The organism is Tsukamurella sp. DT100, assembly GCF_049844855.1.
GTDB lineage: Bacteria > Actinomycetota > Actinomycetes > Mycobacteriales > Mycobacteriaceae > Tsukamurella.
On sequence record NZ_JBNCLV010000005.1, the window covers coordinates 36,163 to 58,960 of the forward strand.

The 22,798-nt window shown below is 71.6% G+C and carries 23 protein-coding genes; 12 read left to right on the forward strand and 11 right to left on the reverse strand.

What is annotated here, in order from left to right:
* Window positions 1-92: 92 nt before the first annotated feature.
* The 5 genes from guaD to ACLQ3K_RS13290 all read right to left on the reverse strand — a co-directional run bounded on the left by guaD (window position 93) and on the right by ACLQ3K_RS13290 (window position 7,780).
* A complete protein-coding gene (gene guaD, locus ACLQ3K_RS13270) occupies window positions 93-1,376 on the reverse strand; it encodes a guanine deaminase (protein WP_425999882.1) in 1,284 nt (427 codons plus the stop codon).
* Window positions 1,373-2,182, reverse strand: a complete 810-nt coding sequence (gene xdhC, locus ACLQ3K_RS13275) for a xanthine dehydrogenase accessory protein XdhC (protein WP_425999884.1) — start codon at window positions 2,180-2,182, stop codon at window positions 1,373-1,375. The genes guaD and xdhC overlap by 4 nt, the downstream gene beginning before the upstream one ends.
* A gap of 7 nt (window positions 2,183-2,189) precedes the next feature.
* The gene (gene xdhB, locus ACLQ3K_RS13280; RefSeq protein WP_425999886.1) at window positions 2,190-4,607 is read right to left on the reverse strand and encodes a xanthine dehydrogenase molybdopterin binding subunit; all 2,418 of its coding nucleotides are present in this window, start codon (window positions 4,605-4,607) and stop codon (window positions 2,190-2,192) included.
* A complete protein-coding gene (locus tag ACLQ3K_RS13285) occupies window positions 4,604-6,061 on the reverse strand; it encodes a xanthine dehydrogenase small subunit (protein WP_425999888.1) in 1,458 nt (485 codons plus the stop codon). Before ACLQ3K_RS13285 ends, xdhB begins: the two co-directional genes overlap by 4 nt.
* Before the next feature lie 243 nt (window positions 6,062-6,304).
* Window positions 6,305-7,780 (reverse strand): NCS2 family permease, encoded by a 1,476-nt coding sequence (locus ACLQ3K_RS13290; RefSeq protein ID WP_224645079.1) that lies wholly within the window; start codon window positions 7,778-7,780, stop codon window positions 6,305-6,307.
* A 458-nt stretch (window positions 7,781-8,238) separates the two neighbouring features.
* Here ACLQ3K_RS13290 and ACLQ3K_RS13295 point away from each other — a divergent pair, with 458 nt between their 5' ends.
* On the forward strand, window positions 8,239-9,003 hold the full coding sequence (locus ACLQ3K_RS13295) for an IclR family transcriptional regulator (protein ID WP_224645080.1): 765 nt from the start codon (window positions 8,239-8,241) through the stop codon (window positions 9,001-9,003).
* Between the two features lie 3 nt (window positions 9,004-9,006).
* Here the strand turns inward: ACLQ3K_RS13295 and ACLQ3K_RS13300 are convergent, their stop codons facing one another.
* Complete coding sequence (locus ACLQ3K_RS13300; protein WP_425999890.1) at window positions 9,007-9,501, reverse strand: hypothetical protein; 495 nt, start codon at window positions 9,499-9,501, stop codon at window positions 9,007-9,009.
* Between the two features lie 146 nt (window positions 9,502-9,647).
* Between ACLQ3K_RS13300 and ACLQ3K_RS13305 the strand changes: the two genes are divergently transcribed.
* Complete coding sequence (locus ACLQ3K_RS13305; protein WP_425999892.1) at window positions 9,648-10,589, forward strand: NADP-dependent oxidoreductase; 942 nt, start codon at window positions 9,648-9,650, stop codon at window positions 10,587-10,589.
* Window positions 10,590-10,591: 2 nt separating this feature from the next.
* Here the strand turns inward: ACLQ3K_RS13305 and ACLQ3K_RS13310 are convergent, their stop codons facing one another.
* On the reverse strand, window positions 10,592-11,776 hold the full coding sequence (locus ACLQ3K_RS13310; protein WP_425999894.1) for an alpha/beta hydrolase-fold protein: 1,185 nt from the start codon (window positions 11,774-11,776) through the stop codon (window positions 10,592-10,594).
* Window positions 11,773-12,306, reverse strand: a complete 534-nt coding sequence (locus ACLQ3K_RS13315; protein ID WP_425999896.1) for a hypothetical protein — start codon at window positions 12,304-12,306, stop codon at window positions 11,773-11,775. The genes ACLQ3K_RS13310 and ACLQ3K_RS13315 overlap by 4 nt, the downstream gene beginning before the upstream one ends.
* Before the next feature lie 57 nt (window positions 12,307-12,363).
* Between ACLQ3K_RS13315 and hisH the strand changes: the two genes are divergently transcribed.
* The 6 genes from hisH to hisI are packed head-to-tail and all read left to right on the forward strand — an operon-like array spanning window position 12,364 to window position 15,996.
* Window positions 12,364-12,993: an imidazole glycerol phosphate synthase subunit HisH gene (gene hisH, locus ACLQ3K_RS13320; protein ID WP_425999897.1), complete on the forward strand. Its 630-nt coding sequence runs from the start codon at window positions 12,364-12,366 to the stop codon at window positions 12,991-12,993.
* On the forward strand, window positions 12,990-13,244 hold the full coding sequence (locus ACLQ3K_RS13325) for a hypothetical protein (protein WP_259143331.1): 255 nt from the start codon (window positions 12,990-12,992) through the stop codon (window positions 13,242-13,244). Before hisH ends, ACLQ3K_RS13325 begins: the two co-directional genes overlap by 4 nt.
* 9 nt (window positions 13,245-13,253) lie before the next feature.
* On the forward strand, window positions 13,254-13,988 hold the full coding sequence (gene priA, locus ACLQ3K_RS13330; protein WP_425999899.1) for a bifunctional 1-(5-phosphoribosyl)-5-((5-phosphoribosylamino)methylideneamino)imidazole-4-carboxamide isomerase/phosphoribosylanthranilate isomerase PriA: 735 nt from the start codon (window positions 13,254-13,256) through the stop codon (window positions 13,986-13,988).
* The gene (locus ACLQ3K_RS13335) at window positions 13,988-14,851 is read left to right on the forward strand and encodes an inositol monophosphatase family protein (RefSeq protein ID WP_425999901.1); all 864 of its coding nucleotides are present in this window, start codon (window positions 13,988-13,990) and stop codon (window positions 14,849-14,851) included. Before priA ends, ACLQ3K_RS13335 begins: the two co-directional genes overlap by 1 nt.
* Before the next feature lie 24 nt (window positions 14,852-14,875).
* Window positions 14,876-15,652, forward strand: a complete 777-nt coding sequence (gene hisF, locus ACLQ3K_RS13340; protein ID WP_224645089.1) for an imidazole glycerol phosphate synthase subunit HisF — start codon at window positions 14,876-14,878, stop codon at window positions 15,650-15,652.
* Window positions 15,649-15,996 (forward strand): phosphoribosyl-AMP cyclohydrolase, encoded by a 348-nt coding sequence (gene hisI, locus ACLQ3K_RS13345; RefSeq protein WP_425999903.1) that lies wholly within the window; start codon window positions 15,649-15,651, stop codon window positions 15,994-15,996. The genes hisF and hisI overlap by 4 nt, the downstream gene beginning before the upstream one ends.
* Before the next feature lie 3 nt (window positions 15,997-15,999).
* Here the strand turns inward: hisI and ACLQ3K_RS13350 are convergent, their stop codons facing one another.
* Window positions 16,000-16,458, reverse strand: a complete 459-nt coding sequence (locus ACLQ3K_RS13350; protein WP_425999905.1) for a peroxiredoxin — start codon at window positions 16,456-16,458, stop codon at window positions 16,000-16,002.
* Window positions 16,459-16,495: 37 nt separating this feature from the next.
* Between ACLQ3K_RS13350 and ACLQ3K_RS13355 the strand changes: the two genes are divergently transcribed.
* The 3 genes from ACLQ3K_RS13355 to trpC are packed head-to-tail and all read left to right on the forward strand — an operon-like array spanning window position 16,496 to window position 19,609.
* Entirely contained in the window at window positions 16,496-18,052 is a 1,557-nt protein-coding gene (locus ACLQ3K_RS13355; RefSeq protein ID WP_224645092.1) for an anthranilate synthase component I, read from the forward strand.
* Entirely contained in the window at window positions 18,049-18,750 is a 702-nt protein-coding gene (locus ACLQ3K_RS13360; protein ID WP_425999907.1) for a TIGR02234 family membrane protein, read from the forward strand. The genes ACLQ3K_RS13355 and ACLQ3K_RS13360 overlap by 4 nt, the downstream gene beginning before the upstream one ends.
* A gap of 40 nt (window positions 18,751-18,790) precedes the next feature.
* Window positions 18,791-19,609: an indole-3-glycerol phosphate synthase TrpC gene (gene trpC / locus ACLQ3K_RS13365; protein ID WP_224645094.1), complete on the forward strand. Its 819-nt coding sequence runs from the start codon at window positions 18,791-18,793 to the stop codon at window positions 19,607-19,609.
* Here trpC and ACLQ3K_RS13370 read toward each other — a convergent pair.
* Window positions 19,606-20,505: an N-acetylglucosamine kinase gene (locus ACLQ3K_RS13370; RefSeq protein WP_224645095.1), complete on the reverse strand. Its 900-nt coding sequence runs from the start codon at window positions 20,503-20,505 to the stop codon at window positions 19,606-19,608. The genes trpC and ACLQ3K_RS13370 overlap by 4 nt on opposite strands.
* Window positions 20,502-21,929 (reverse strand): sugar porter family MFS transporter, encoded by a 1,428-nt coding sequence (locus ACLQ3K_RS13375; RefSeq protein WP_224645096.1) that lies wholly within the window; start codon window positions 21,927-21,929, stop codon window positions 20,502-20,504. Before ACLQ3K_RS13375 ends, ACLQ3K_RS13370 begins: the two co-directional genes overlap by 4 nt.
* A gap of 98 nt (window positions 21,930-22,027) precedes the next feature.
* On the opposite strand from ACLQ3K_RS13375, the gene ACLQ3K_RS13380 reads away from it, so the two are divergent.
* Window positions 22,028-22,792 carry a GntR family transcriptional regulator gene (locus ACLQ3K_RS13380; protein ID WP_224645097.1) on the forward strand — a complete coding sequence of 255 codons (765 nt, stop codon included), beginning with the start codon at window positions 22,028-22,030 and terminating at the stop codon, window positions 22,790-22,792.
* Window positions 22,793-22,798: the final 6 nt, after the last annotated feature.

A 22,798-nucleotide genomic window follows, 5' to 3' on the forward strand; every position in this document is an offset into this window, starting at 1 on the left:
AGCTGAATGGAAAAGAAATTCCGTATGGTGGAGTCTACGCCGGTCCTGTGCTTCGCACAAGGATATTCGCGACGTCGTCCGACCGCTTCGCCCTAGGCCGCGACCTCGTCCCCGCCGATCCACACGCGCGCGACGTCCGCGGGGGTGGCCAGGGAGAAGATCTTCGCGAGGGCGTTCTCCGCCGAGGCCGCGTGCCGCAGGCACACGTCGAGCGGTTGGCCGTTGTGGGGGCGCACCAGGATGGCGTCGAACTGGCTCCCTGTCGAGAGGTCGCCGACGTCGTCCAGGCCGAGCGCGCTCGCGCCCGCCCGGGTGGCGAGGTACAGCAGGTGGGCGGCGGTGAGCGGCACCCCGTCGGACATCAGGAGCTGCTGCATGAAGTACGCCTGCAGTCCCTCCTTGAACAGGGAGAAGCCGCTGCCCGCGCCCACGTCCGAGCCGAGGGCCACCTGGACGCCGTGTTCGAGGTGGCGCCGCAGTGGGAACGATCCGCTGGCGAGAGCCGAGTTGGACGTCGGGCAGTGCGCCACCGCGGCGCCCGCGCTCGCCAGCAGCGCGAGCTCGGGATCGGTCGGATGCGCGTTGTGCGCCAACACCGACCGCTCGTGGATGAGCCCGTGACGGTGATAGGTGTCGAGGTAGTTCGGCGACCCGGGGAACTGCTCGATCACCGCCGCGATCTCTGCGGGATTCTCGTTGATGTGGGACGTGAACCATAGGCCCGGCACGTCCTGCATGAGCGCGGCGCCGCTGGCGAGCATGGCGGGCGTCGTCGAGTACGAGAACCGGGGCGTGACCGCGTACCGCAATCGACGGTGCCCGTGCCATCGCTCGGCGAGCTTGCGGCCCTCGTCGTACGTCCGTTCCGGCGTGCTGAGCAGGGGCTCGGGCAGGTTGTGGTCGCTGGTGACGAGTCCCGCGGTGACGCGGACCCCGACCCGATCGGCCTCGGCGAAGAGGGCGTCCACCGCGTCGGCGAAGTGCGAGCCGAAGACCAGCGCGGTGGTGGTTCCCGCCGCGGTGAGACCCGCCAGGAATTCGCCCGCGATGGTGCGGGCGTACTCCGGGTCCTCGAGCTTGCACTCCTCGGGGAGCGCGCACTGGTCGAGCCAGTCCAGGAGCGGCATCCCGAGGCCGCCGATGGCGCGGACCTGGGGGTAGTGGACGTGGGTGTCCACGAAGCCGGGGAGCAGGACACCGTCCCGGAGGTCGACGACCTCCGCCTCGGGATAGCGGTCGGCGATCGTCCGGAACTCGCCCCGATCGATGATCTCGCCGTCCCGGACGGCGAGTCCGGCGTCGTCGGCGGAACGGAGAATGCCTCCGGCGAAGGGGCTTTCGGGAGTGTCGAGCACCTGAGCGCGGTAGATGATCATGAGTGGTCTCCTTGAACGGCTGAGGGGAACCGGACGAGCAGGTCGGCGGCGACGCTGACGGCGATGGTCGCCGGATGCTTGCCGCCCAGGGAGCTCAGCCCGATGGGGGATTGAATGGTGTCGATGGCCGCGGCGTCGTGTCCGGCCTCGGCGAGCATGGCGCGGAAGCGGGCCCACTTCGCGGCGGAGCCGATGAGGCCGACGCTGCCCAGGCCCGGGGTGCGCAGGACCTGGTCGCACAGGCTGAAGTCCTCGGCGTGATCGTGGGTCATGATCAGGACGTGGCAGCCCGTCGGGAGGTCCTCGAGGACCTCCTCGGGCAGCATCGAACGCCGCAGGTGCACGGTGGCCTCGCCGGGCTCCAGGGCGCCGGCGGCCTCGATCTGCTCGGGTCGCGAGTCCGTGAGGTACAGCTCGACGTCGTGGCGGGACAGGATCCGCGCGAGTTCGAGGCCGACGTGGCCCACCCCGAAGATCGCGACCGCCGGTACCACCGGGAGCGGCTCGAACAGGAGAACCACCTCGCCTCCACAGCATTGGCGCCCGTGTTGATTGCGGGCCTTGTCGTTCAGGCGCAGCGTGAGCGTCTCGGGCGTCGCGACCGCGTCGCGCAGCATCTCGCGGGCCCGGTCGATCGCCGTCAGTTCGAGATTGCCGCCGCCGATCGTGCCGAATTCGCCGTCGGCGGTGGCGATCATCTTGGCGCCCGCCTCGCGCGGAGCGTGCCCGCGGACCCCGATCTGAGTGATCAGGACCGCGGGGACGCGTTGCCGACGCAGGCGGGCGGCGTCGCCCAGCCAGGTCATGGCGGGCTCAGCCGAGAGGCGCGGGGGCCGGCGCCGCGGAGGCGGTTCCGGCCGCCGGGACGGGGGTCCGACGGTGACCGTTCCGCTCGGGACCGGCGGAACGCGCGGCCTCGACCGCCCAGTACACCGCCTCCGGCGTCGCAGGGGAGGCCAGCTCCACGGCGGTCCCGGGCGGGCCGAACGCGGCCGCCGCCTGGCGCAGCGCCTCGCGGACGGAGAAGGCGAGCATGAGCGGGGGCTCGCCGACGGCCTTCGAGCCGTAGACGGCACCGTCCTCGTGCGCCTTGTCCAGCAGCGAGACCCGGAAGTCGGGTGGCATCTCGGAGAAGCTCGGCAGCTTGTACGTGCTCGCCGACTGTGTGAGCAGGCGGCCGCGGGTGGGGCGGTCGCTCTCGTCCCAGCGCAGATCCTCCAGCGTGAGCCAGCCGGCGCCCTGCACGAACCCGCCCTCGATCTGGCCGATGTCGATCATCGGCGAGAGGGAGTCGCCCACGTCGTGGACGATGTCCACGCGGCGCAGGCGGTACGCGCCGGTGAACCCGTCGACCTCGACCTCGCTCGCCGCCACCCCGTAGGCGAAGTACTTGAAGGGCACGCCCTGCATCGCCTTGGCGTCCCAGTGCAGTCCCTCCGTCCGGTAGTAGCCGGAGGCGGAGAGCTGCACCCGCTGGAAGTAGGCGGCGTGCACGACCTCCTCCCAGCTGAGCTTCTGCGCGGAGGCGCCGAGCCCGCTGATGGTCCCCTCGCTGAACCGCACGTCGGAGGGATTCGTGCCGATGAGTGACGCGGCGACGCCGGCGAGGCGGTCGCGGATCTGCTCGCACGCGTTCTTCACCGCGCCGCCGTTGAGGTCGGCGCCGGAGCTCGCGGCGGTGGCGGAGGTGTTGGGCACCTTGTCCGTCCGCGTCGGAGCCAGGCGGACGCGCGACAGGGGGACGCCGAGCGTGGTCGCGGCGACCTGCAGCATTTTGGTGTGCAGCCCCTGCCCCATCTCGGTGCCGCCGTGATTGATCAGGACGGAGCCGTCCTTGTAGACCAGCACGAGGGCGCCGGCCTGGTTGAAGGCGGTGAGGTTGAAGGAGATCCCGAACTTGACCGGAGTCAGGGCGAGGGCGCGCTTGACGTTCGGGTGCGTCGCGTTGAACGCGGCGATCTCCGCCTCGCGGGCCTCGACCTCGCCGGTGGTGATGACCTGCTCCCACGCGGTCCGGACGCGGTCGGCGTGGCGGACGGGCTGGCCGTACGGCGTCGTCTGGTCGTCGCCGTAGAAGTTGCGGCGCCGGAGTTCCCGCGCGGACAGGCCGAGGCGCGGGGCGCAGGTGCCGAGGATGTCCTCGATGACGAGCATGCCCTGCGGCCCGCCGAAGCCGCGGAACGCGGTCTGCGAGGTCTTGTGGCACTTCGCGATCCGTCCGTGCACCGCGATGTTGGGGATCCAGTAGGCGTTGTCGATGTGGCACAGCGCGCGAGCGAGCACCGGCTCGGAGAGGTCGAGGCTCCAGCCGCCGTCCGCCGTGAGGGTGGATTCGAGGGCCGTGATTAGGCCGGCCGCGTCGAAGCCGACCCGCCAGGTGGCGTGGAAGCCGTGCCGCTTGCCCGACATGGTCATGTCCTGCGTGCGGTCCAGCCGCAAGCGCACCGGCCGACCCGTGAGCGTGGCGCCGAGTGCGGCGATGGCGGCGAAGCCGTGCGGCTGCATCTCCTTGCCGCCGAACGCGCCGCCCATCCGCAGGCACTGCACCGTCACGGCGTTGCTGGGCAGGCCCAGCACGTGCGCCACGATGTCCTGCGTCTCCGACGGGTGCTGGGTGCTGGACTGGACGAAGATCTGGCCGCTCTCGTCGACCTGGGCCAGGGAGGCGTGGGTCTCCAGGTAGAAGTGCTCCTGGCCCGCGAACTCGAACTCGCCGGTGTACACGTGCACCGCGTCGGCGAAGCCGGCGTCGAGGTCGCCGCGTCGGACCGTCGGACGGGCACCGTGGAAGCTCTCCGCCCCGATGGCGTCGCCCAGCGAGATGAGAGAGGGGAGCGGCTCGAGCTCGAGCTTCACCGCCGCGGCGCCCAGTCGGGCCGCCTCCAGCGTCTCGCCGAGCACCCAGCACACCGCGTGCCCGAAGAACATGACCTCGTCCTCGGGGAACAGCGGCTCGTCGTGCTTGACGCCGGCGTCGTTCACGCCGGGGACGTCGGCGGCGGTCAGGACGCGGACGACGCCCGGTACCCGCAGCGCGGGAGCGGTGTCGATCGAGAGGATCCGGGCGTGGGCGCAGTCGGCCTGGACCGGGTGCGCGTGCAGTGCGCCGGGCGTGCGGCCGACGAGATCGTCCGTGTAGAGGGCGGCACCGCTCACGTGCAGGGCCGCGCTCTCGTGCGGGACGTCGAGCCCGACGACGGGGTTCGCGGGGCGCTCGGACAGGTGGCTCATGACAGCTCCTCTCGGGCCGTGGTCTCGGCGTGCAGCTTCTCGAGCGAGCGGCCCAGCATGGCCACCCGGTAGCGCCCGGAGGCCCGGTGGTCGTCCATCGGGGTGCCCTCCGCGCGCAGCACCTCGGCGGCGGCGTGCACGGTGTCCTCGGACCAGGGGCGCCCGACGAGCGCCTGCTCGGTCGCGGTCGCACGGAGCGGGGTCGCCGCCACGCCGCCGAGCCCGATGGCGGCGCGGGTGACCGTGCCGGCGTCCACGGTCAGCGCGAAGGCGACCGCGACGCTGGAGATGTCGTCGAAGCGGCGCTTGGCGATCTTGTGGAACGCGGTGAGCGGGCTCAGTGGCAGGGGGATCCGGACCGCCTTGATGAGCTCGTCGGGGCGGCGCACCGTCGCGCGGTAGCCGGTGAAGTAGTCCGCGAGCGGGACCGTGCGCTCGCCGTCGCGCGAGGCCAGGACGAGGCGGGCCTCGAGTGCGAGGAGCGCGGGCGGGGTGTCGCCGATCGGCGAGCCCGTCCCGAGGTTGCCGCCCAGCGTCGCGGCGTTGCGGATCAGCCGGGACGCGAACTGCGGGAAGACCTGGGCCAACAGGGGGACGCGCCCACCGAGGCGGCGTTCGATCTCGGACAGCGTCAGTGCCGCGCCGATCTCGAGTTCGTCCTCCTCCCAGCGCAACTCGCGGAGCTCGGGCAGGCGGTCGATGGCGACCACGAGGGGCTCGCGCCGTCCCTTGAGGTTGACGTCGACGCCGAAATCGGTGGATCCGGCGACGAGGACGGGGGAGTCCTCGCCGGCGAGCAGGTCGAGGACTTCGCCGAGTCCGGCGGGCCGGACGAACCGTCCCTGCGGACCGTCGACCACGGTCGGGGCGGCGGCGGGGGCTGCTGCAGCACGTCGGGCGGCGAGTGGATCGTCGGCCGCGGGTTCCGAGGGCAGGCCGTAGGCGGCGTCCCGGATCGGCCGGTAGCCCGTGCAGCGGCACAGGTTGCCGGAGAGGGAGTGCAGGTCGAAGCCGTTGGGGCCGTGCTCCTCGTCGTGGGCGGGGCAGGCGTCGCTTCCTGTTTCCGGTGCGTCGGCCGCGGCCCGGTCGGGCCGGTAGTACTCGGCCGCCATGCTGCAGATGAAGCCGGGCGTGCAGTAGCCGCACTGCGATCCGCCGCGGAGCGCCATGGCGGTCTGGACCGGGTGCAGGTCGTCCGGCGCGCCGAGTCCTTCGGAGGTGATCACCTCCTGGTCGGCGAGGGCGGCTGCGGGGGTGAGGCAGGCGTTGATCGCGGTCCAGCGTGTGCGGTCGGCCGGGGAGTCGGCGTCGCCGGGGCGGGCCACGAGGATCGAGCAGGCGCCGCACTCACCCTCGGCGCAGCCCTCCTTCGCGCCGGTCAGGCCCTGGTCGCGAAGCCAATCGAGGGCACTCGTGTGTGCCGGGCCGGTGAAGGGTCGGGATCGACCGTTCACGGTCACATGACATCCGGTCAGCGTTTCGGTCACCGCTGCATCCCTACTGAACCGCGGCGTGCGGTTCCGACAGGCATGGTTTGCGAGGCTGAGCTGGACCGCTGGTTTTCCATGCGAACACGATCCAGTGCATTTCATGATAGGTGACGGGGGTCACATCGGGAAGAGCTTTTCGGAATCTTCTTTCCGCATCACGGAGTGTGATGCGGGAGCCGTTCCGGCTCGGCCCTGCGTCGTTGCAGGTCAGCCGCCGATCAACGCGGTGATCGGTCCTCGGACGAAGTAGAGGATGAATCCGATCGAGACCGCCCACAGTAGCCAGTGCGCCTTCTGTCCGCGACCGCTGAGGAGGCTCAGGAGGGCCCACGTGATGAAGCCGACACCGATGCCGTTGGCGATCGAGTAGGTCAGCGGCATGGTGACGATGGTGAGGAAGGCGGGCAGGGCCACCGAGAAGTGGGTGAAATCGATCTCCCGGATCTGTGCCACCATCATCGATCCGACCACCACCAGGGCCGCCGCGCCGACCTCCATCGGGATCACGCCGATGAGCGGCGCGAAGAACATCGATCCCAGGAACAGCACGCCGGTCACGCAGGCGGCCAGGCCGGTGCGCGCGCCCTCCGCGATGCCGGACGCCGAGTCGACGAAGACGGTGTTCGACGAGCCGGACGTCGCGCCGCCGGCGACCGCGCCCATGCCTTCGATGACGAAGGCGGACCGGATGCGGGGGAAGGTCCCGTCGGGCTGGCCGACGCCGGCCTGGCGGGCGAGGCCGGTCATCGAGCCCATGGCGTCGAAGAAGTTGGTGAAGACCAGCGTGAACACCAGCATCGTGGCCGCCAGTGCACCGACCCGCTCGAACGCCCCGAACAGGTCGAACTGTCCGACGAGGCTGAAGTCGGGCAGCGCGACGATCTGGCTGGGCAGCTCAGGTGCGCTGAGGTTCCAGCCCTTCGGGTCGGGGTGCGTCGGGTCGCCGACAGTGCCGAGCTTGGCGAAGTGCTGCACGACGATCGCGGCGAGGGTCGCGACGACCATGCCGATGAGGATGGCCCCGGGGACACGGCGGGCGATGAGCACGGCGATCAGCAGCAGGGCGAAGATGAAGATCGCGGTGGGAAGCGTTTCGATCGAGCCGTCGTGGCCGAGCTGGACCGGCGGGCCGGCCGGGGTGCGCGTGACGAAACCCGAGTTCACGAACCCGATGAAAGCGATGAACAGGCCGATGCCCACCGTGATCGCGGTCTTGAGCTCGGCCGGGACCGCCCGGAAGATCGCCGTCCGGATGCCGGTGGCGCCGAGTACCACGATGATCACGCCGTTGATGATCACCAGGCCCATCGCCTCCGGCCACGTGACGTCCTTGACGACCGCGACCGCGAGGAAGGAGTTCATGCCGAGACCGGCGGCGAGCGCGAAGGGGAGGCGCGCGACCAGGCCGAAGAGGATCGTGATGACGCCCGCCGTCAGGCCCGTCACGGCGGTGACCTGGACGAATCCGAGCTTGCCCTCGAGCGCATCGGACGAGCTGCTCAGGATCAGGGGGTTCAGCACGACGATGTAGGCCATCGCCACGAAGGTGACGAGGCCGCCCCGGATCTCCCGGGGGATCGTCGAGCCGCGGCGGGTGATCTCGAAGAAGCGGTCCAGGAACTGCGAACTCGCCGGGCTCTCGACGCGTTCGTCGGCCCCGTTCTGTTCTTGCTGGCTGGTCATGGTGGTCCTCTCGGTCCGAAACGCCGGGCGGGGCCCGTCGCGTTCAGGCGCTCCGGGGAGCGGCGGCGAAGTGGGGCTGATCGAAGGCGACGCGTGGTGGCGATCGCGTGGGGCTCCGCAGATTTGCGTTCCGCCCATCGGAAATGTGATTCCGATCACGTTGAGTGAAGCATGCGGCCTGGGGGCTGTCAAGGAGAAGTTCTGCGCGATTCTCGGCGACTTCCGCCGGGCGACAACGCTTGCCGGACGAGACCGGTGGATCGAGAGCGTTTCGTCGCGAGCCGAGGCTTCGAATGCCGTTCCGTATCGTGGCGGATGACTTTCGGTCGGCAGGCGTGGTTCACCTGCCTCGTCGGCCGTGGATCGAAATCAATACCGCAATACGGAACGCAGGATGGAATTGTGAGCGTACCGTCGGGATTGGAACAGCAAACGATCAGACGTTCGGGGAGGCGATCATGGCGGGGAAGTCCACCTCCGGTGTGCAGTCGGTGGAGCGCGCTTTCGAGTTGCTCGAGCTCATGGGGCGCGCCGGCGGCGAGTGCTCGCTGAGCGAACTGTCCGCGGGCACGCCGCTCCCTCCACCCACGATCCACCGTTTGCTCCGCACGCTCGTGGGCATCGGCTACGTCCGGCAGCTGCCCAACCGGCGGTACGCACTCGGGCCCCGACTCATCCGCCTCGGCGAGGTCGCCAACCGCCAGCTCGGCGCCGTGGCCGTGCCCGTGCTCCAGGCGCTGGTCGACGAGCTCGAGGAGACGGCGAGCCTCGCGGTCCTCGACGGCGACATGGTCATCTACACGGGACAGGTTCCTTCGCAGCACAGCATGCGCACCAACAACGAGGCCGGTCGCCGGGTCAACCTGCACAACAGTGGAGTCGGCAAGGCGGTGCTCGCCGAGCTCGACGACGCACGCATCGTCAAACTCGTCGGCCAGGCCGGGATCCCCGCGCCGACCGCGAACAGTGTGAGCACCTTGTCCGGCGTCTTCGCCGAGGTGGAGAAGATCCGCGCGCGCGGCTATTCGATCGACGACGAGGAGCAGGAGGTGGGGGTGCGCTGCTACGCCATGGCGGTGCCCGGCGCCCCGACCCCGATGGCCGTCGGCATCTCGGGCCCGGTCTCGCGGCTCAGCGCCGACTTCGTCGACCGCGCGATCCCCGCCCTGCAGCGGGCCACCGGCATCATCTCCGACGCCCTGATCGGCGCCCGCGAGATCTGACGATCAGTCCGACCAGACGACCACCGCGAGTCGCCGTCCCGCAGCCTCTACGTAGAAGTCGCGGAGCGCGTGGAAATGATCGGCGATGTATCCGCGCGGATCGGTCGGTGCCTCGAACCCGAGTTCCCGCTCGGCTTGCGCGGGGTCGGTCGAGATCGCGCGCGCGGTGTGATTGATGTCGATTGACGCGAGGCGCCTCGCGACAGCGGGAACATCGTCGGGGCCGATAGCCCGCGGCGCCTCCATGACGGGGAGGAACGGCTCCCGATAGGACGGATTGACTTCGTACGCACCCGCCCACGCGAGGTCGAGTAGGGCGACCTCCGCCGCCGGCGAGCCGGACAGGGTGAGTGCTCGGGCGATGTAGCGGGGCGCCCAGTTCAGGTCGAGGTAGTCCTCGTCGGGGCCGTCGAACGAGCACAGCCGATCGAGCACGTCGACAGAGCGCGAGCACGTCGCGAGGTGTTCGCGTGTTACCCGTGCCAGCTGCTGCGTCACAGCCATGGCGCACTCCATCCGTTCTGTTGGTCGTCGAGTGATCACTGTCGACGCACGGTAGTGCGCGGCTGAGCCGTGCGGTACCGGATTTCGGTCGGGGTGATTCGAGACGGAATTGCCGGCGACCGGCGGCGGTTGGAACACTCATGGCGAAAGTAGTGGTGGCACAGGCGTTCGGAGGGCCGGAGGTCCTCGAGGTGATCGAGCGGGAGCTGCCCGCTCCGGGGCCGGGCGAGGTGGTCGTCGAGTTCCGGGCGATCGGCGTCAACCCCATCGACTACAAGCTCTACAGCGGAGCGTTCGGCGACGATCCGTCGACGCTGCCGCAGACCGTCGGGAGCGAGGGTGCCGGGGTGGTGACCGCGGTCGGTCCCGACGCCGTCGGACCGAGGGGCCCGATCGCCGTCGGCGACGAGGTCGTCGTCTACCGGGGTGACGGCGTCTACGCCTCCTCGGCTATCCAGTCGGCCCAGGCGGTGCTCCCGAAGCCCGCGGATCTGGGCTGGGAGGACGCCGCCGGGCTGCTGCTCACGGGCGCGACGGCGTGGGACGCCGTCGAGCGCATCGGTGTCGCCGCGGGCGACACCGTGCTGATCCATGGAGCGGCCGGCGGGGTCGGGCTGCTGGCGGTGCAACTCGCGCGGCTCCGCGGCGCCACCGTGATCGGCACCGCGCGGGCCGCCAACCATGAGTACCTGCGCGGGCTCGGCGCGACCCCCGTCGAATACGGCGACGGGCTCGCGGACCGAGTGCGCGCGCTGGCGCCGGACGGCGTGAGCGCGGCCATCGACACCGTCGGCACCGACGAGGCGGCGGACGTCTCCCTCGACCTCGTCGCCGACCGGAAGCGGATCGTGACCATCGCGGGATTCGGCCGCGCAGTGCAGGACGGCTTCCTCGCGATCGGCGGGCCCGACCCGGACAGTGCCCGCATTCGCGACGAGGTCCGCGGCCCGCTGCTGGACCTCGCAGGCGAGGGAAAGCTGGTGAACGCGGTCGCCAAGACGTTCCCGCTCGCCGACGCCGCGCGGGCGCACACCGAGCTGAAGGCCGCGCACCCGATCGGGAAGTTCATCCTGATCCCGTAGTACTACGGTTCGCCCGCCAGGTGTTCGAGCAGAAGTGCCGCCCACTGGGCCTCGTCGTGTCCGCCGGAGTAGACGGTGTGCTCCACGTCGTGGCCCGCGCGGCCGGCGGTGGTCGCGAGGTCGGCGACTGCGGGGGTGAGTTCCTCCTCGAAGGCCCCGGACGCCAACCGGATCGAGAACGCCCGGGACGGGGAGGCGGCGATCAGGTCGTGGATCCAGTCCTGTCGCGCCGCGACGTCCGCGGGCCGGCCCGTGAGGCCGGGGCGCCACCAGACGGAGGGGGAGAACGCGAGTACCTCGTCGACGAGCCTGGGGTGCCGCGCCGCGAACGCGAGTGCGGCCAGGCCGCCGAGGCTCTGCCCGGCGATCGTCACCCTGCCCGGGGAGTCCAGCCGTTGTAGCGCAGCGGGAAGGACCTCGTCCGTGATCGCCGCGAACAGCTCGTCGTGGGCGCCGAGGAACCGGAGCCGCGCCGCGGGGTCGGCGGGGGAGTCGATGCCGAGCACGGCGCACCGCCGGCCCGAGGCGGCGAGGACGTCGGGCAGCCGGAACCGGTCGAACCACGTGTCGGCGTCGAAGGCGATGAGCAGTTCCATCGCCCCCGGGCCGGACGGTGCGGACCGTCGATACCGGAGAGGCACTGGCCCCAGATCGATGGTGCGGTCGAGCGCCGTGGACGTCGCGGCCGCGGGCGCGGTCCAGGCGTCGAGCCGGGGTGCGTCCGGCCCGGCGAGGAGCGATCCGAACGGCGAGCCGGCCAGCGCCGCAGCGTTGTGCGGGTCGATGCGTGCGCGGCGGAGCAGCTCGCGCGGGGGTGGGATCTCCTCGGGCCCTGCGTCGCCCGCGGCGCGCAACGGGAGCACGCGGTAGGTGGCCAGCACGTCGCGCGGCACCGCGAGCTCGGCGAACCACAGGTCGCTCGCGGCCCGGCGCCGCATCATTCCGAGGGCGACGTGCCGCTTGTCGGTGAGGCGGTTCACCCAGAGGTACGCGCCCCCGGATCGATCCCCGGGAGCGGGGCGCCACGTGAACAGCGCCCGTACCCGCGTCGGGTCGTCGGGGTCGTCGGTGAGGAGTGGGCTGCCGAGCGACAGTAGCGTGGACGCGGTCGCCTCCGACAGTGATTCAACCTCGTGGACGATGCAGTGCCGCACCGCATCCGCCGACGGCTCCGGGCGGTCCGTCACGTCGTCGCTCCCGACCCCGCTACCGACACCGCATCCTCTCGCTCGGCTCGGGTGCCCCGGCGGACGTAGTAGGCGGCGAGGAAGGTCCCGGCCCCGGTGAGGGAGCAGAGGACGGTCCCGGCGACGTCGTTGTTGTACTCCGACTTGCGAACGTTCCGGGTGCGTGCGTAGTCGTACGAGGACGGCGCGGTCGAGATCCCGCGCTGTAGCGCGGCACGGTGGGCATCGACGCCTGAGACGGGAGGCGCGCCGGCGGGCACGTACAGGTCGAACGTCGAGTTCCCCTTCGAGACGACCATCCAGCAGGTGTCGGTCGGCCCCATCGGTCGCCCCTCGCAGTGCACCGCTCCGCCGGGCCCCCGCGCGACGTCCGCGCCCAGGGTGATCGCACCCCAGGTGGCGACGATGCCCATCATGATCAGCAGAACCGGCAGTACCTTCACTGTAAGGCGGTCGTTCTCGGCCGCGAGTTCGGCGCGATAGGCCAGCGCCTCCTCGCTGCCCTCGTCCGCCCTGTCGAAGACCCCCATGCGGCCAGCGTAATACTGCGATGCACTGCCTCTGCGCGGCCGATTAGGCTGGGGAGCATGAAGAAGGTGGCGATCCTCGACTACGGCTCCGGCAACATCCGGTCGGCGCATCGCGCGATGGAGCGGGCCGGGGCCGAGGTCACCGTGACCGCGGACGCGAAGACCGCCCTCGCCGCCGACGGCCTCCTCGTGCCGGGCGTCGGCGCCTACGAGGCGTGCATGGCGGGCCTCAAGGCCGTGCAGGGCGACCGGATCATCGGCGAGCGGCTCGCCGGCGGCCGGCCGGTGATGGGCATCTGCGTGGGCATGCAGATCCTCTTCGAGAAGGGGATCGAGTTCGGCGTCGAGACCGACGGTTGCGGGGAGTGGCCCGGCACCGTCGAACGCCTGCAGGCGGAGGTCGTTCCGCACATGGGGTGGAACACCGTCGAGGCCGCCGCCGGGTCGAAGCTGTTCGCCGGCACCGACGCCGACACCCGCTACTACTTCGTGCACTCCTACGCCGCCCAGACGTGGGAGCTGGACATCGCCGACCACATCCGCGCCCCGAAGGTCACCTGGGCCGACCACGGCGGCCGGTTCGTCGCCGCCGTCGAGAACGGGCCGCTCTGGGCCACGCAGTTCCATCCGGAGAAGAGCGGCGACGCGGGCGCGGTGCTGCTGAAGAACTGGGTGGACACGCTGTGAGCGGCCGACGGGGACTCTCGCTCGGGCGGCTCGCGCTGTTCTCGCTCGGTGCCGCCGTGGCGGTGCTCGGCCTGTCCGTGCTGCTGCTCAACGTGCTGCGCCCCAGCCCCGCGGTCGGACTGCTCATCGTCGCCGTCGGGCTGGTGGGGGCGGTCGCCGCGATGGGGATCGTCTCGAACCGCATCGTCGGGCGCGCCGTCGAGGACCAGCAGGACCGGGAGCCCGGAAAGTCGGATGACACGACGCACTAGGCTGGTCGCGTGAGTCTGGTACTTCTTCCCGCAGTCGATGTCGCCGAGGGCCGGGCCGTGCGCCTGGTGCAGGGGGAGGTCGGCAGCGAGACGGCCTACGGGTCGCCCCGCGACGCCGCCCTCGCCTGGCAGAACGACGGGGCGGAGTGGGTGCATCTCGTCGACCTCGACGCCGCCTTCGGCAAGGGCAGCAACCGCGAGCTCCTCGCCGGGGTGATCGGCGAGCTGGACGTCAAGGTCGAGCTGTCGGGCGGCATCCGCGACGACGACTCCCTCGCGGCTGCGCTCGCCACCGGCTGCGCCCGGGTGAACCTCGGTACCGCGGCGATCGAGAACCCGGAGTGGTGTGCGAGCGCCATCGCCCGACACGGCGACAAGATCGCCGTCGGCCTCGACGTCAAGCAGCTCGACGGCCAGTGGCGGCTGCGCGGCCGCGGCTGGGTCACCGACGGCGGCGACCTGTGGGAGGTCCTCGAGCGGCTGAACAGCGACGGCTGCAGCCGCTACGTGGTCACCGACGTCTCCAAGGACGGCACCCTCACGGGCCCCAACCTGGACCTGCTCGCCGCGGTCGCCGCGGCCACCGACGCGCCCGTCGTCGCCTCCGGCGGCATCTCCGCGCTCGAGGACCTGACGGCGATCGCGACCCTGGTCGACCAGGGCGTGGACTCCGCGATCATCGGCAAGGCCCTCTACGCCGGGCGGTTCACCCTCCCCGAGGCGCTCGCCGCGGTGTCGCGCTAGTGGCCGCCCTGCCCGCCGGCTTCACCGCCGATCCCGACCGGCTCCTCGCCCTGGCCGGCGAGGCGCTCGACGCCGTGGCGCCCCGCTTCGTCGAGGGCGTCGGCGCGCCCGCGTCCGTCGCGAAGGGGCCGGCCGACTTCGCCACCGACCTCGACCTCGAGCTGGAGCGGCGGATCACCGCGGCCGTCGCCGAGGCCACCGGCATCCCGGTCCACGGCGAGGAGTACGGCGGCCCCGCCGTCGATCAGGGCACGGTCTGGGTGCTCGACCCCATCGACGGCACCTTCAACTATTCCGCCGGCTACCCTGCCACCGGCACCCTGCTCGGCCTGCTGCACGACGGGAAGCCCGTGGCCGGGCTCGCCTGGTTCCCGCTCGTCGGCGACGCCTTCGCCGGCCATGTCGCGGGTCCCGTGCGGAACCGCGGCGAGGCGCTGCCGCCGCTCGGCCGCGCCGGCCTGGACGACGCCATGATCGCCGTCGGCAGCTTCAGCCGCGGCAGCAACGGGCACTTTCCCGGCGACTACCGCTACGCGATCCTCGGCGAGGTCTCGCGCCGCGTCGCGCGCGTGCGCCAGTTCGGGTCGACCGGCGTCGACCTCGCCTACACCGCCTCGGGCGCGCTCGGCGGCGCCGTCGTCTTCGGCCATCACGCGTGGGACAACGCCGCCGGTGCGGCTCTCGTCATCGCGGCCGGCGGCCGGGTCACCGACCTCGCCGGGGAGGACTGGCACGTCGGCGCCGACTCCGTGCTCGCCGGCGCCCCCGGCGTCTACGACGAGCTGCTGTCCATCGTCCGGTCCGTGGGCGCACCGTCGGACTACCGCGGCGAACCCGGGCACTCCGGAACCCTGAGCTACTAGAGAGATTCGAAGGAGGCCGATCCGATGACGGTGGCCGTGCGCGTGATCCCGTGCCTGGACGTCGACGACGGGCGCGTCGTCAAGGGCGTCAACTTCCAGAACCTGCGCGACGCGGGCGATCCCGTTGAGCTGGCCGCCGCGTACGACGCGCAGGGCGCCGACGAGCTGACCTTCCTCGACGTGACCGCGTCGAGCTCCGGCCGCGGCACCATGCTGGAGGTGGTGCGCCGCACCGCCGAGCAGGTCTTCATCCCGCTCACCGTCGGCGGCGGCGTCCGCTCCGTCGAGGACGTCGACACCCTGCTCCGGGCCGGCGCCGACAAGGTCTCCGTGAACACCGCCGCGATCGTCCGCCCCGAGCTGCTCCGCGAGCTCTCGAACCGGTTCGGCAGCCAGTGCATCGTGCTCTCCGTCGACGCCCGCACCGTCCCGGACGGCGACGAGCCGACACCGTCGGGCTGGGAGGTCACCACGCACGGCGGCCGCAAGGGCACCGGCATCGACGCCATCGAATGGGCCCGGCGCGGTGAGGAACTCGGCGTGGGGGAGATCCTCCTCAACTCCATGGACGCCGACGGCACCAAGGCCGGCTTCGACCTCCGGATGATCGCCGCGGCCCGCGCGGCCGTGCACATCCCGGTCATCGCCTCGGGCGGCGCGGGCGTCGTCGAGCACTTCGCGCCGGCCGTGGAGGCGGGCGCCGACGCCGTGCTCGCCGCGAGCGTCTTCCACTTCGGGGACATGACGATCGGGCAGGTCAAGGACGAGATGGCGGGACACGGACTGGTGGTGCGACGGTGACGGGACTCGATCAGGGCATCGCGGCCCGGCTCAAGCGCAACGCCGACGGCCTGGTCGCCGCGATCGCCCAGGAGGAGGGCACCGGCGACGTCCTCATGATGGCCTGGATGAACGACGAGGCCCTCGCGAACACGCTCGCCACTCGCAAGGGCACGTACTACTCGCGGTCGCGGCAGCAGCTGTGGGTGAAGGGCGAGACCTCGGGGCACGTGCAGGAGGTGGTCGACGTGCGTCTCGACTGTGACGGCGACACCGTCCTGCTCACCGTCCGGCAGACCGGGCCCGCGTGCCACACCGGCACGCACACCTGCTTCGACGGGGACCTGCTGCTCGGCCGGGAGTGACCGTCAGCCGCTGAGCGTGCGGAGGAAGGCCAGCGTCTCCTCGACGTGCGCCACTGCCCGCAGCTCGCCCACCACGATGTGCAGCACGGTCCCGTCGGCGTCGATGAGGAAGGTCTGTCGGCGTACCGGCACCATCGCGAACTTGCCCCGCTTGACGTCGTACTCGGCGGCGACCGCACCGTCGGCATCGGTGAGCAGCGGGAAGCCCGGCTCCATGACGTCCGCGAAGGCCTGCGTGCGCACCAGCGGGTCCATGCTGATCCCGATCCGGGCCGTACCGCGACGGTCGAACTCCTCGCCCGCGTCGCGGAACCGCCCGACCTCCGCGACGCACACCGGTAGGCCCGCGGTGAGGTAGAAGAAGACCGCCGCGCGGCCGTCGCCGCGGAGCTCGGAGAGGGTGCGGACGGTGCCGGTGCGGTCGGGAAGGGCGAACTCGGGGGCCTGCTGGCCGATGCGCATGGCCACGAACCTACCGGCGCTGGGATACTGGCAGGCGATGAGTACCGCACAGCAGCCGAACCTGCAGCCCGACGGCGCGACCACCAGCCTGGACGAGTTCCGCGCGCTCGCGGACCGGCACCGCGTGGTGCCGGTGATCCGCACGGTGCTCGCCGATGCCGAGACCCCGCTGTCGGCGTACCGCAAACTGGCCGGCGGGCGGCCGGGCACCTTCCTGCTGGAGTCCGCCGCCGCGGGCCAGTCGTGGAGCCGGTGGTCCTTCGTCGGCGCGCCCGCGCCCGCCGCGCTCACCGTCGTCGACGGTGCCGCCACCTGGATCGGGAAGGCGCCCGCCGGCGCACCGTCGGGCGGCGACCCGCTCGAGGCCCTGGGCGAGGTGCTGCGGCTGCTGAGCTCGGAGCGGATCGAGGGACTGCCGCCGCTCAACGGCGGCATGGTCGGCTACCTCGCCTACGACGCGGTGCGGCGCCTGGAGCGGCTGCCGGACACCACCGTCGACGACCTGCACCTGCCGGAGATGGTGTGGCTGCTGGCGACGGACCTCGCCGCGATCGACCACCACGAGGGCACGATCACCCTCATCGCCAACGCGGTGAACTGGGACGGCTCCGCCGACCGGGTGGACGAGGCGTACGCCGACGCCGTCGCGCGGCTCGACGCGATGGAGGCCGCGCTGGCCGCGCCGCTCGCCTCGTCGGTGGCGTCCTTCACCCGGCCCGAGCCGGAGTACACCGCCCAGCGGACCGTCGAGGAGTACAGCGCGATCGTCGAGAAGCTGGTGGGCGACATCGAGGCCGGCGAGGCCTTCCAGGTGGTGCCGAGCCAGCGCTTCTCCGTGCCGTCCGACGCGGACCCGATCGACGTCTACCGGGTACTGCGGGCCTCGAACCCGAGCCCCTACATGTACCTCGTCCAGGTGCCGGCGCCCGACGGCTCCGTCGCCTTCTCCATCGTCGGCTCCAGCCCCGAGGCGCTGGTCACCGTCGCCGACGGGACCGCCACCACGCACCCGATCGCCGGCACCCGCTGGCGCGGCGCGTCCCCGGAGGAGGACCTGCTGCTGGAGAAGGACCTGCAGGCCGACGAGAAGGAGAACAGCGAGCACCTGATGCTCGTCGATCTCGGCCGCAACGATCTCGGCCGGGTGTGCACGCCGGGCACCGTCCGGGTCACGGACTACCGGCGCATCGAGCGCTACAGCCACGTGATGCACCTGGTGTCGACGGTCTCCGGCGATCTCGCCCCCGGCAAGCAGGCGCTCGACGCGGTGGCAGCGTGCTTCCCCGCCGGCACCCTCACCGGGGCGCCGAAGGTGCGCGCGATGGAGCTCATCGACGAGGCCGAGATCACCCGCCGCGGCCTCTACGGCGGCATCGTCGGTTACCTCGACTTCGCCGGCGACGCCGACACCGCGATCGCCATCCGCACCGCCGTGCTCAAGGACGGTACCGCGTACGTCCAGGCCGGGGGTGGCGTCGTCGCCGACTCGGTGGGGGAGTACGAGTTCAACGAGTCGCGGAACAAGGCATTGGCCGCGCTGAAGGCCGTCGCCGCGGCGAACACCCTGCGCGGCGTGGCGGAGGAGGCACGATGAACGGCAAGCGGAACCTCGCGATCGCCTCGGTCCTGCTCGCCGCGGCGGCGGGCGCGGTGTGGGGCTCGGGACGGATGTCGTGGATGGGCGTGACCATCGCCGACGGGCTCTCGCCCGAGCGGACCATGGAGGTCGCCGGGAACACCTGGGCACCCGCGCTCTCGGCGCTGTGGCTGGTCTTCCTCGCGGCGATCGCCGCGGCGCTGGCGCTGAAGAACTGGGCCCGCGGCGTCGTCGCCGTCATCGTCGCGGTCGCCGCGATCGGCGCCGCCTACCCGGCGGTCACGGTGCTGACGCAGGAACCCGACATCGGCTACCTCGAGAAGATCCTGCGCGACGCCCCGGGCGGCGGCGACGCCGGCACCGCCGTCATGGGCAACAAGGACTACATCTCCCAGGTCGACCCGACGACGGCGGGCCCGTGGGTCGCGATCCTCGGCGCCCTCCTCGCGGTCGGCGCCGCGGTGCTGCTCATGCGCGGGCTGCGGGGCGGCGGCATGGGATCGAAGTACGTCTCGCCCGCCGCGCGCCGCGCCGAACTGGAGCAGCGCGTCTTCGACGACACCGCCGCGGAGCCGGCCTCCGAGCGCGACCTGTGGGACGCGCTCGACGGCGGGGACGACCCCACCGAGGCGGGCGGCGCCCGTCCCGGCGCGGGCGAGGGGGCCCGACCCGAGCGCCCACGGACCGAGGGCTAATGTTGGAGCACGCTCGACGACCCACGAAAGGCCTCCAGCCGTGACTTCACCCACTGCTCTCGACTCCATCATCGAGGGTGTGCGCGCGGACCTGGCGGCCCGTGAGGCCATCGTCGACCTGGCCACGATCAAGGCCGCCGCGAAGGCCGCCCCGCCCGCCGTCGACGCCACCGCCGCGCTCCGCGAACCCGGCATCGCGGTGATCGCCGAGGTGAAGCGCGCCAGCCCGTCGAAGGGCGACCTGGCCGGCATCGCCGACCCCGCCGAGCTCGCCTCCGAGTACGAGGCTGGCGGCGCCCGGGCGATCAGCGTGCTCACCGAGGAGCGGCGCTTCAAGGGGTCCCTGGCGGACCTCGACGCGGTCCGTTCGCGGGTGCGGATCCCCGTCCTGCGCAAGGACTTCATCGTGACGCCCTACCAGATCCACGAGGCCCGCGCGCACGGCGCCGACATCGTGCTGCTCATCGTCGCCGCGCTGGAACAGCCGGTCCTCGTCTCGCTGCTCGACCGCATCGAGTCGCTCGGCATGACCGCGCTCGTCGAGGTGCACACGGAGGACGAGGCGGACCGCGCGCTCGAGGCCGGCGCGACCGTGATCGGCGTGAACGCCCGCAACCTCAAGACCCTCGAGGTGGATCGCGACTCGTTCGCGCGGATCGCGCCCGGACTGCCCTCCTCGGTGATCAAGATCGCCGAGTCGGGCGTGCGCGACAGCCGCGACCTGCTGACCTACGCGGGCCAGGGCGCCGACGGGGTCCTCGTCGGCGAGGGGCTGGTCACGGCCGGCGATCCGCGGACGGCCGTCGCCGACCTCGTGACCGCCGGCTCGCACCCCAGCTGCCCGCGCCCCGCGCGCTAGTCCCGCGCGCCCCGGCGCTCCAGCTCGCGCAGCGCGATCTGGATCGCGCCGCGCACCGGATCGACCGTGAGGACCCGCAGGTCGGAGATGCCGCGCATCCCCAGGTGATGCCGCACCCGGCGCTGTAGCGCCGGCTGATGCACGGCGAGGCCGCCCGCGAGCACGACGGGGCCCGCCGAGCCGATCCGCTCGGCGACCGAGACGGCGATGTGGGTGAGTGCGATCGCGGCCTGGTCGACGATGTCGGTGCTCACCGGGTCGCCCGACTGGGCGAGCTCGAAGACCACCCGGGCCCGGCCCGCCCAGTACCGCCGCTCCTGCTGCGCGTAGAAGTGATCCAGCAGTTCGTCCGGGTCCTGCAGGCCGCAGTCGGCGGCCAGCTGCTGGCCGAGGTGATCGGCGGGCTCCTCGCGGTCGAGGCGGATCAGGGTGCGGCGCACCGCCTCCTTCGCGACCCAGTAGCCGCTTCCCTCGTCGCCCAGCAGATAGCCCCAACCGCCCGCGCGGGCGTGCTTGTCGCCCGCTCGGCCCCACGCGACGGCGCCGGTACCGGAGATGACCGCCACCCCGTCGCGCACGCCGGCCGCAGCGAGGATCAGCTGGCTGTCGTGCACCACCCGGATCCGGGCGCCCGGGATGCGCTCGGCGAGGAGTGCGGTGAGCGTGGCCGCGCCGGCCGGGGTCTCCACCCCGGCGGCGCCCGCGCACACCGCGCCCACGTCGTGGACGCCGAGCCGGCCGAGCGCGATGTCGAGCTGGCGACCGGCCTCGTCGCGGCCCACGGACGAGATGTTCGCGCTGCCGGCGAGCGCCTCGGCGACCACCACGCCGTTCTCGGCGCGGACGGCCTGCGTCTTGGAGCCTCCGATGTCGAGGCCGATCACCGCGGTGCTCACTGGGACACGGCCCCCGTCTTGTCGGCGTCGGTGGGCCAGGTGCCGTTGTTCTGCCAGTAGTGCTGGATGTCCTCGAGCTTGCGGCCCTTGGTCTCCGGTGCGAACTTGAGCACGAACAGGAAGGCGACGACGGTCAGGGCCCCGAAGACGGCGAAGGTGCCGGTGCCGCCGAGCAGTTGGCTGTTGAGCATCGTCAGCGTGACCTGGGCGACGATGGCGTTCGCCACGAGGTCCGAGGTCAGCATCGCCGACGAGCCGTAGGCGCGGAGCCGGGCGGGGAAGGCCTCGCCGGCGTACACCCACACCAGGGAGCCGAAGCCGAAGGAGAAGCCGATCACGACCAGCACCAGGCCGGCGAAGCCGACGACGCCCGCGGTCTCGTGGTTCTTGAAGTCGCCGTCGGCCATCTGGTAGGCGAGGATCATCACGGCGAAGGCGAGGATCATGGTGCCGATGCCGCCGAGCAGGATGGGGCGGCGGCCGAACTTGTCGACGGTGAAGATCGAGACGACCACGGCGAGCAGGCCGAAGAGCTGCACGAAGGCGGGCAGCATGTACTTGCCGAAGTTCCCCTCGTAGCCCATCGAGGCGAAGATGTCCGGGCTGTAGTAGATGATCGCGTTGATGCCGGTGATCTGGATGAAGAAGCCGAGGACGACGACGAAGAAGGTGGCGCGCAGGTAGGGCTGGCGGAAGAGCTGGCTGAGCTTGCCGCCCGTCTCGTCGGAGAGCTGGGCGCGCATCTCATCGAGTTCGGCCTCGATGCCGGCGGCGGTGGAATCGGGCTCGACGGAGATGAGTGCGGCGCGTGCCTCGTCCTCGCGGCCGCGGGTCATGTACCAGCGGGCGGTGTCGGGCAGGCGGACCAGCAGGAGCGTGACGATGATCGCGGGCACGGCGGCGACGCCGAGCATCCACTTCCACGATGTGGTGCCGAGGCCGGCGAGCAGGTAGCCGAGCACGTAGCCCAGGATGATGCCCACGATCGTGGCGAACTGGTAGGCCACGAGCATTGCGCCGCGGCGCTTCGCGGGCGCGGATTCGGCCACGAAGACGGGGACCACCACGACCGAGACGCCGACGGTGAGGCCGAGCATGAACCTCGCGAACAGGAGGAGCGGCACGGTCGGTGCGAGGGCGCCGAACAGGGCGAAGATCGTGTAACCGGCGCCGACGGCGATCATCGCCTTCTTCCGGCCGACCTTGTTGGCGAACCAGCCGCCGACGATCGCGCCGAGGATCTCGCCGACGACGACGACCGTGGCCAGCGCCTGGGTCATCCCGTCGCCGAGGCCGAAGTCCTGCCGGATGAAGTCCTTCGCCGCGGCGATGTTCGACGTGTCGTAGCCGTAGATCACGCCGAGGCTCGCCGCCGCGACGCCGACGAGGACCGCGCTCGATTTCGCAGCCTGCGTACTGCTCATGTCATCTCCTTGAAGTCGGCTCCAAGTGGTCTACACCATTTGGAGTAGGCTTAGAGTGGCATAGACCACTTTGACCGTCAAGGGGTAATGTGGAACACATGACGCTCCCTCGTTCGTCGCACACCGAGCCGCCGCGCTACTTCCGCGCCAAACTCGAGCTGCAACGCCGCATCGGCGACCTCGGGCACGGGGACACCCTGCCCGCCGAACGCCGGCTCGCCGAGCAGCTCGGCGTTTCGCGCACGACCCTGCGCAAGGCACTGGCCGAGCTGTCCGCCGAGGGGGTGCTGCGCCGTGAGCACGGCAGTGGCACCTACGTCGCGCCGCCCAAGATCGTCCGGGTCCGACAGCTCACCTCGCTGAGCGAGGACTTCGGCGTCGACGGCAAGCAGGTGAGCTCACAACTGCTCTCGTGCGACCACATCACCGCGGACGCGGAGACGCAGGTGGCCCTCGAACTCCCGCGCGGGGCGCGCGTGTACCGCGTCACCCGGCTGCGCATCGTCGACGACGAGCCGCTGGCCATCGAGATGGCCCACCTGCGGGGCCCGCTCCGCGGACTCGCCACGCGTCTCGAGGAGCAGGCGTCGCTGTACCGCGTGCTCCGCGAGCAGTACGCGCGATCGATCACCGCGGTCGAGGACACCGTCGAGACGGCGCTCGCCTCGCCGTCCGAGGCGGAGCTGCTCGGAGTCACCGCCGGGCACCCCCTGCTCATGGTGCACCGCCTGGGCCGGGACGCCGAGGGCCTCGCCCTCGAGTGGACCCGCAGCATCTACCGCGGCGACCGGTTCAAGTTCGTCGCCCGCGCGACGAGCCCGGCCGCGACGCTGGACGTCGCGGCCGGGCCGTCGGAACTCTGAGGACGC

Bases quoted from the DNA above. Each gene is read 5' to 3' on its own strand.
- guaD (WP_425999882.1), bottom strand. From the start codon at position 1,376: ATGATCATCTACCGCGCTCAGGTGCTCGACACTCCCGAAAGCCCCTTC.
- xdhC (WP_425999884.1), bottom strand. From the start codon at position 2,182: ATGACCTGGCTGGGCGACGCCGCCCGCCTGCGTCGGCAACGCGTCCCC.
- xdhB (WP_425999886.1), bottom strand. From the start codon at position 4,607: ATGAGCCACCTGTCCGAGCGCCCCGCGAACCCCGTCGTCGGGCTCGAC.
- ACLQ3K_RS13290 (WP_224645079.1), bottom strand. From the start codon at position 7,780: ATGACCAGCCAGCAAGAACAGAACGGGGCCGACGAACGCGTCGAGAGC.
- ACLQ3K_RS13295 (WP_224645080.1), top strand. From the start codon at position 8,239: ATGGCGGGGAAGTCCACCTCCGGTGTGCAGTCGGTGGAGCGCGCTTTC.
- ACLQ3K_RS13305 (WP_425999892.1), top strand. From the start codon at position 9,648: ATGGCGAAAGTAGTGGTGGCACAGGCGTTCGGAGGGCCGGAGGTCCTC.
- ACLQ3K_RS13315 (WP_425999896.1), bottom strand. From the start codon at position 12,306: ATGGGGGTCTTCGACAGGGCGGACGAGGGCAGCGAGGAGGCGCTGGCC.
- hisH (WP_425999897.1), top strand. From the start codon at position 12,364: ATGAAGAAGGTGGCGATCCTCGACTACGGCTCCGGCAACATCCGGTCG.
- hisF (WP_224645089.1), top strand. From the start codon at position 14,876: ATGACGGTGGCCGTGCGCGTGATCCCGTGCCTGGACGTCGACGACGGG.
- ACLQ3K_RS13350 (WP_425999905.1), bottom strand. From the start codon at position 16,458: ATGCGCATCGGCCAGCAGGCCCCCGAGTTCGCCCTTCCCGACCGCACC.
- ACLQ3K_RS13355 (WP_224645092.1), top strand. From the start codon at position 16,496: ATGAGTACCGCACAGCAGCCGAACCTGCAGCCCGACGGCGCGACCACC.
- ACLQ3K_RS13360 (WP_425999907.1), top strand. From the start codon at position 18,049: ATGAACGGCAAGCGGAACCTCGCGATCGCCTCGGTCCTGCTCGCCGCG.
- ACLQ3K_RS13375 (WP_224645096.1), bottom strand. From the start codon at position 21,929: ATGAGCAGTACGCAGGCTGCGAAATCGAGCGCGGTCCTCGTCGGCGTC.
- ACLQ3K_RS13380 (WP_224645097.1), top strand. From the start codon at position 22,028: ATGACGCTCCCTCGTTCGTCGCACACCGAGCCGCCGCGCTACTTCCGC.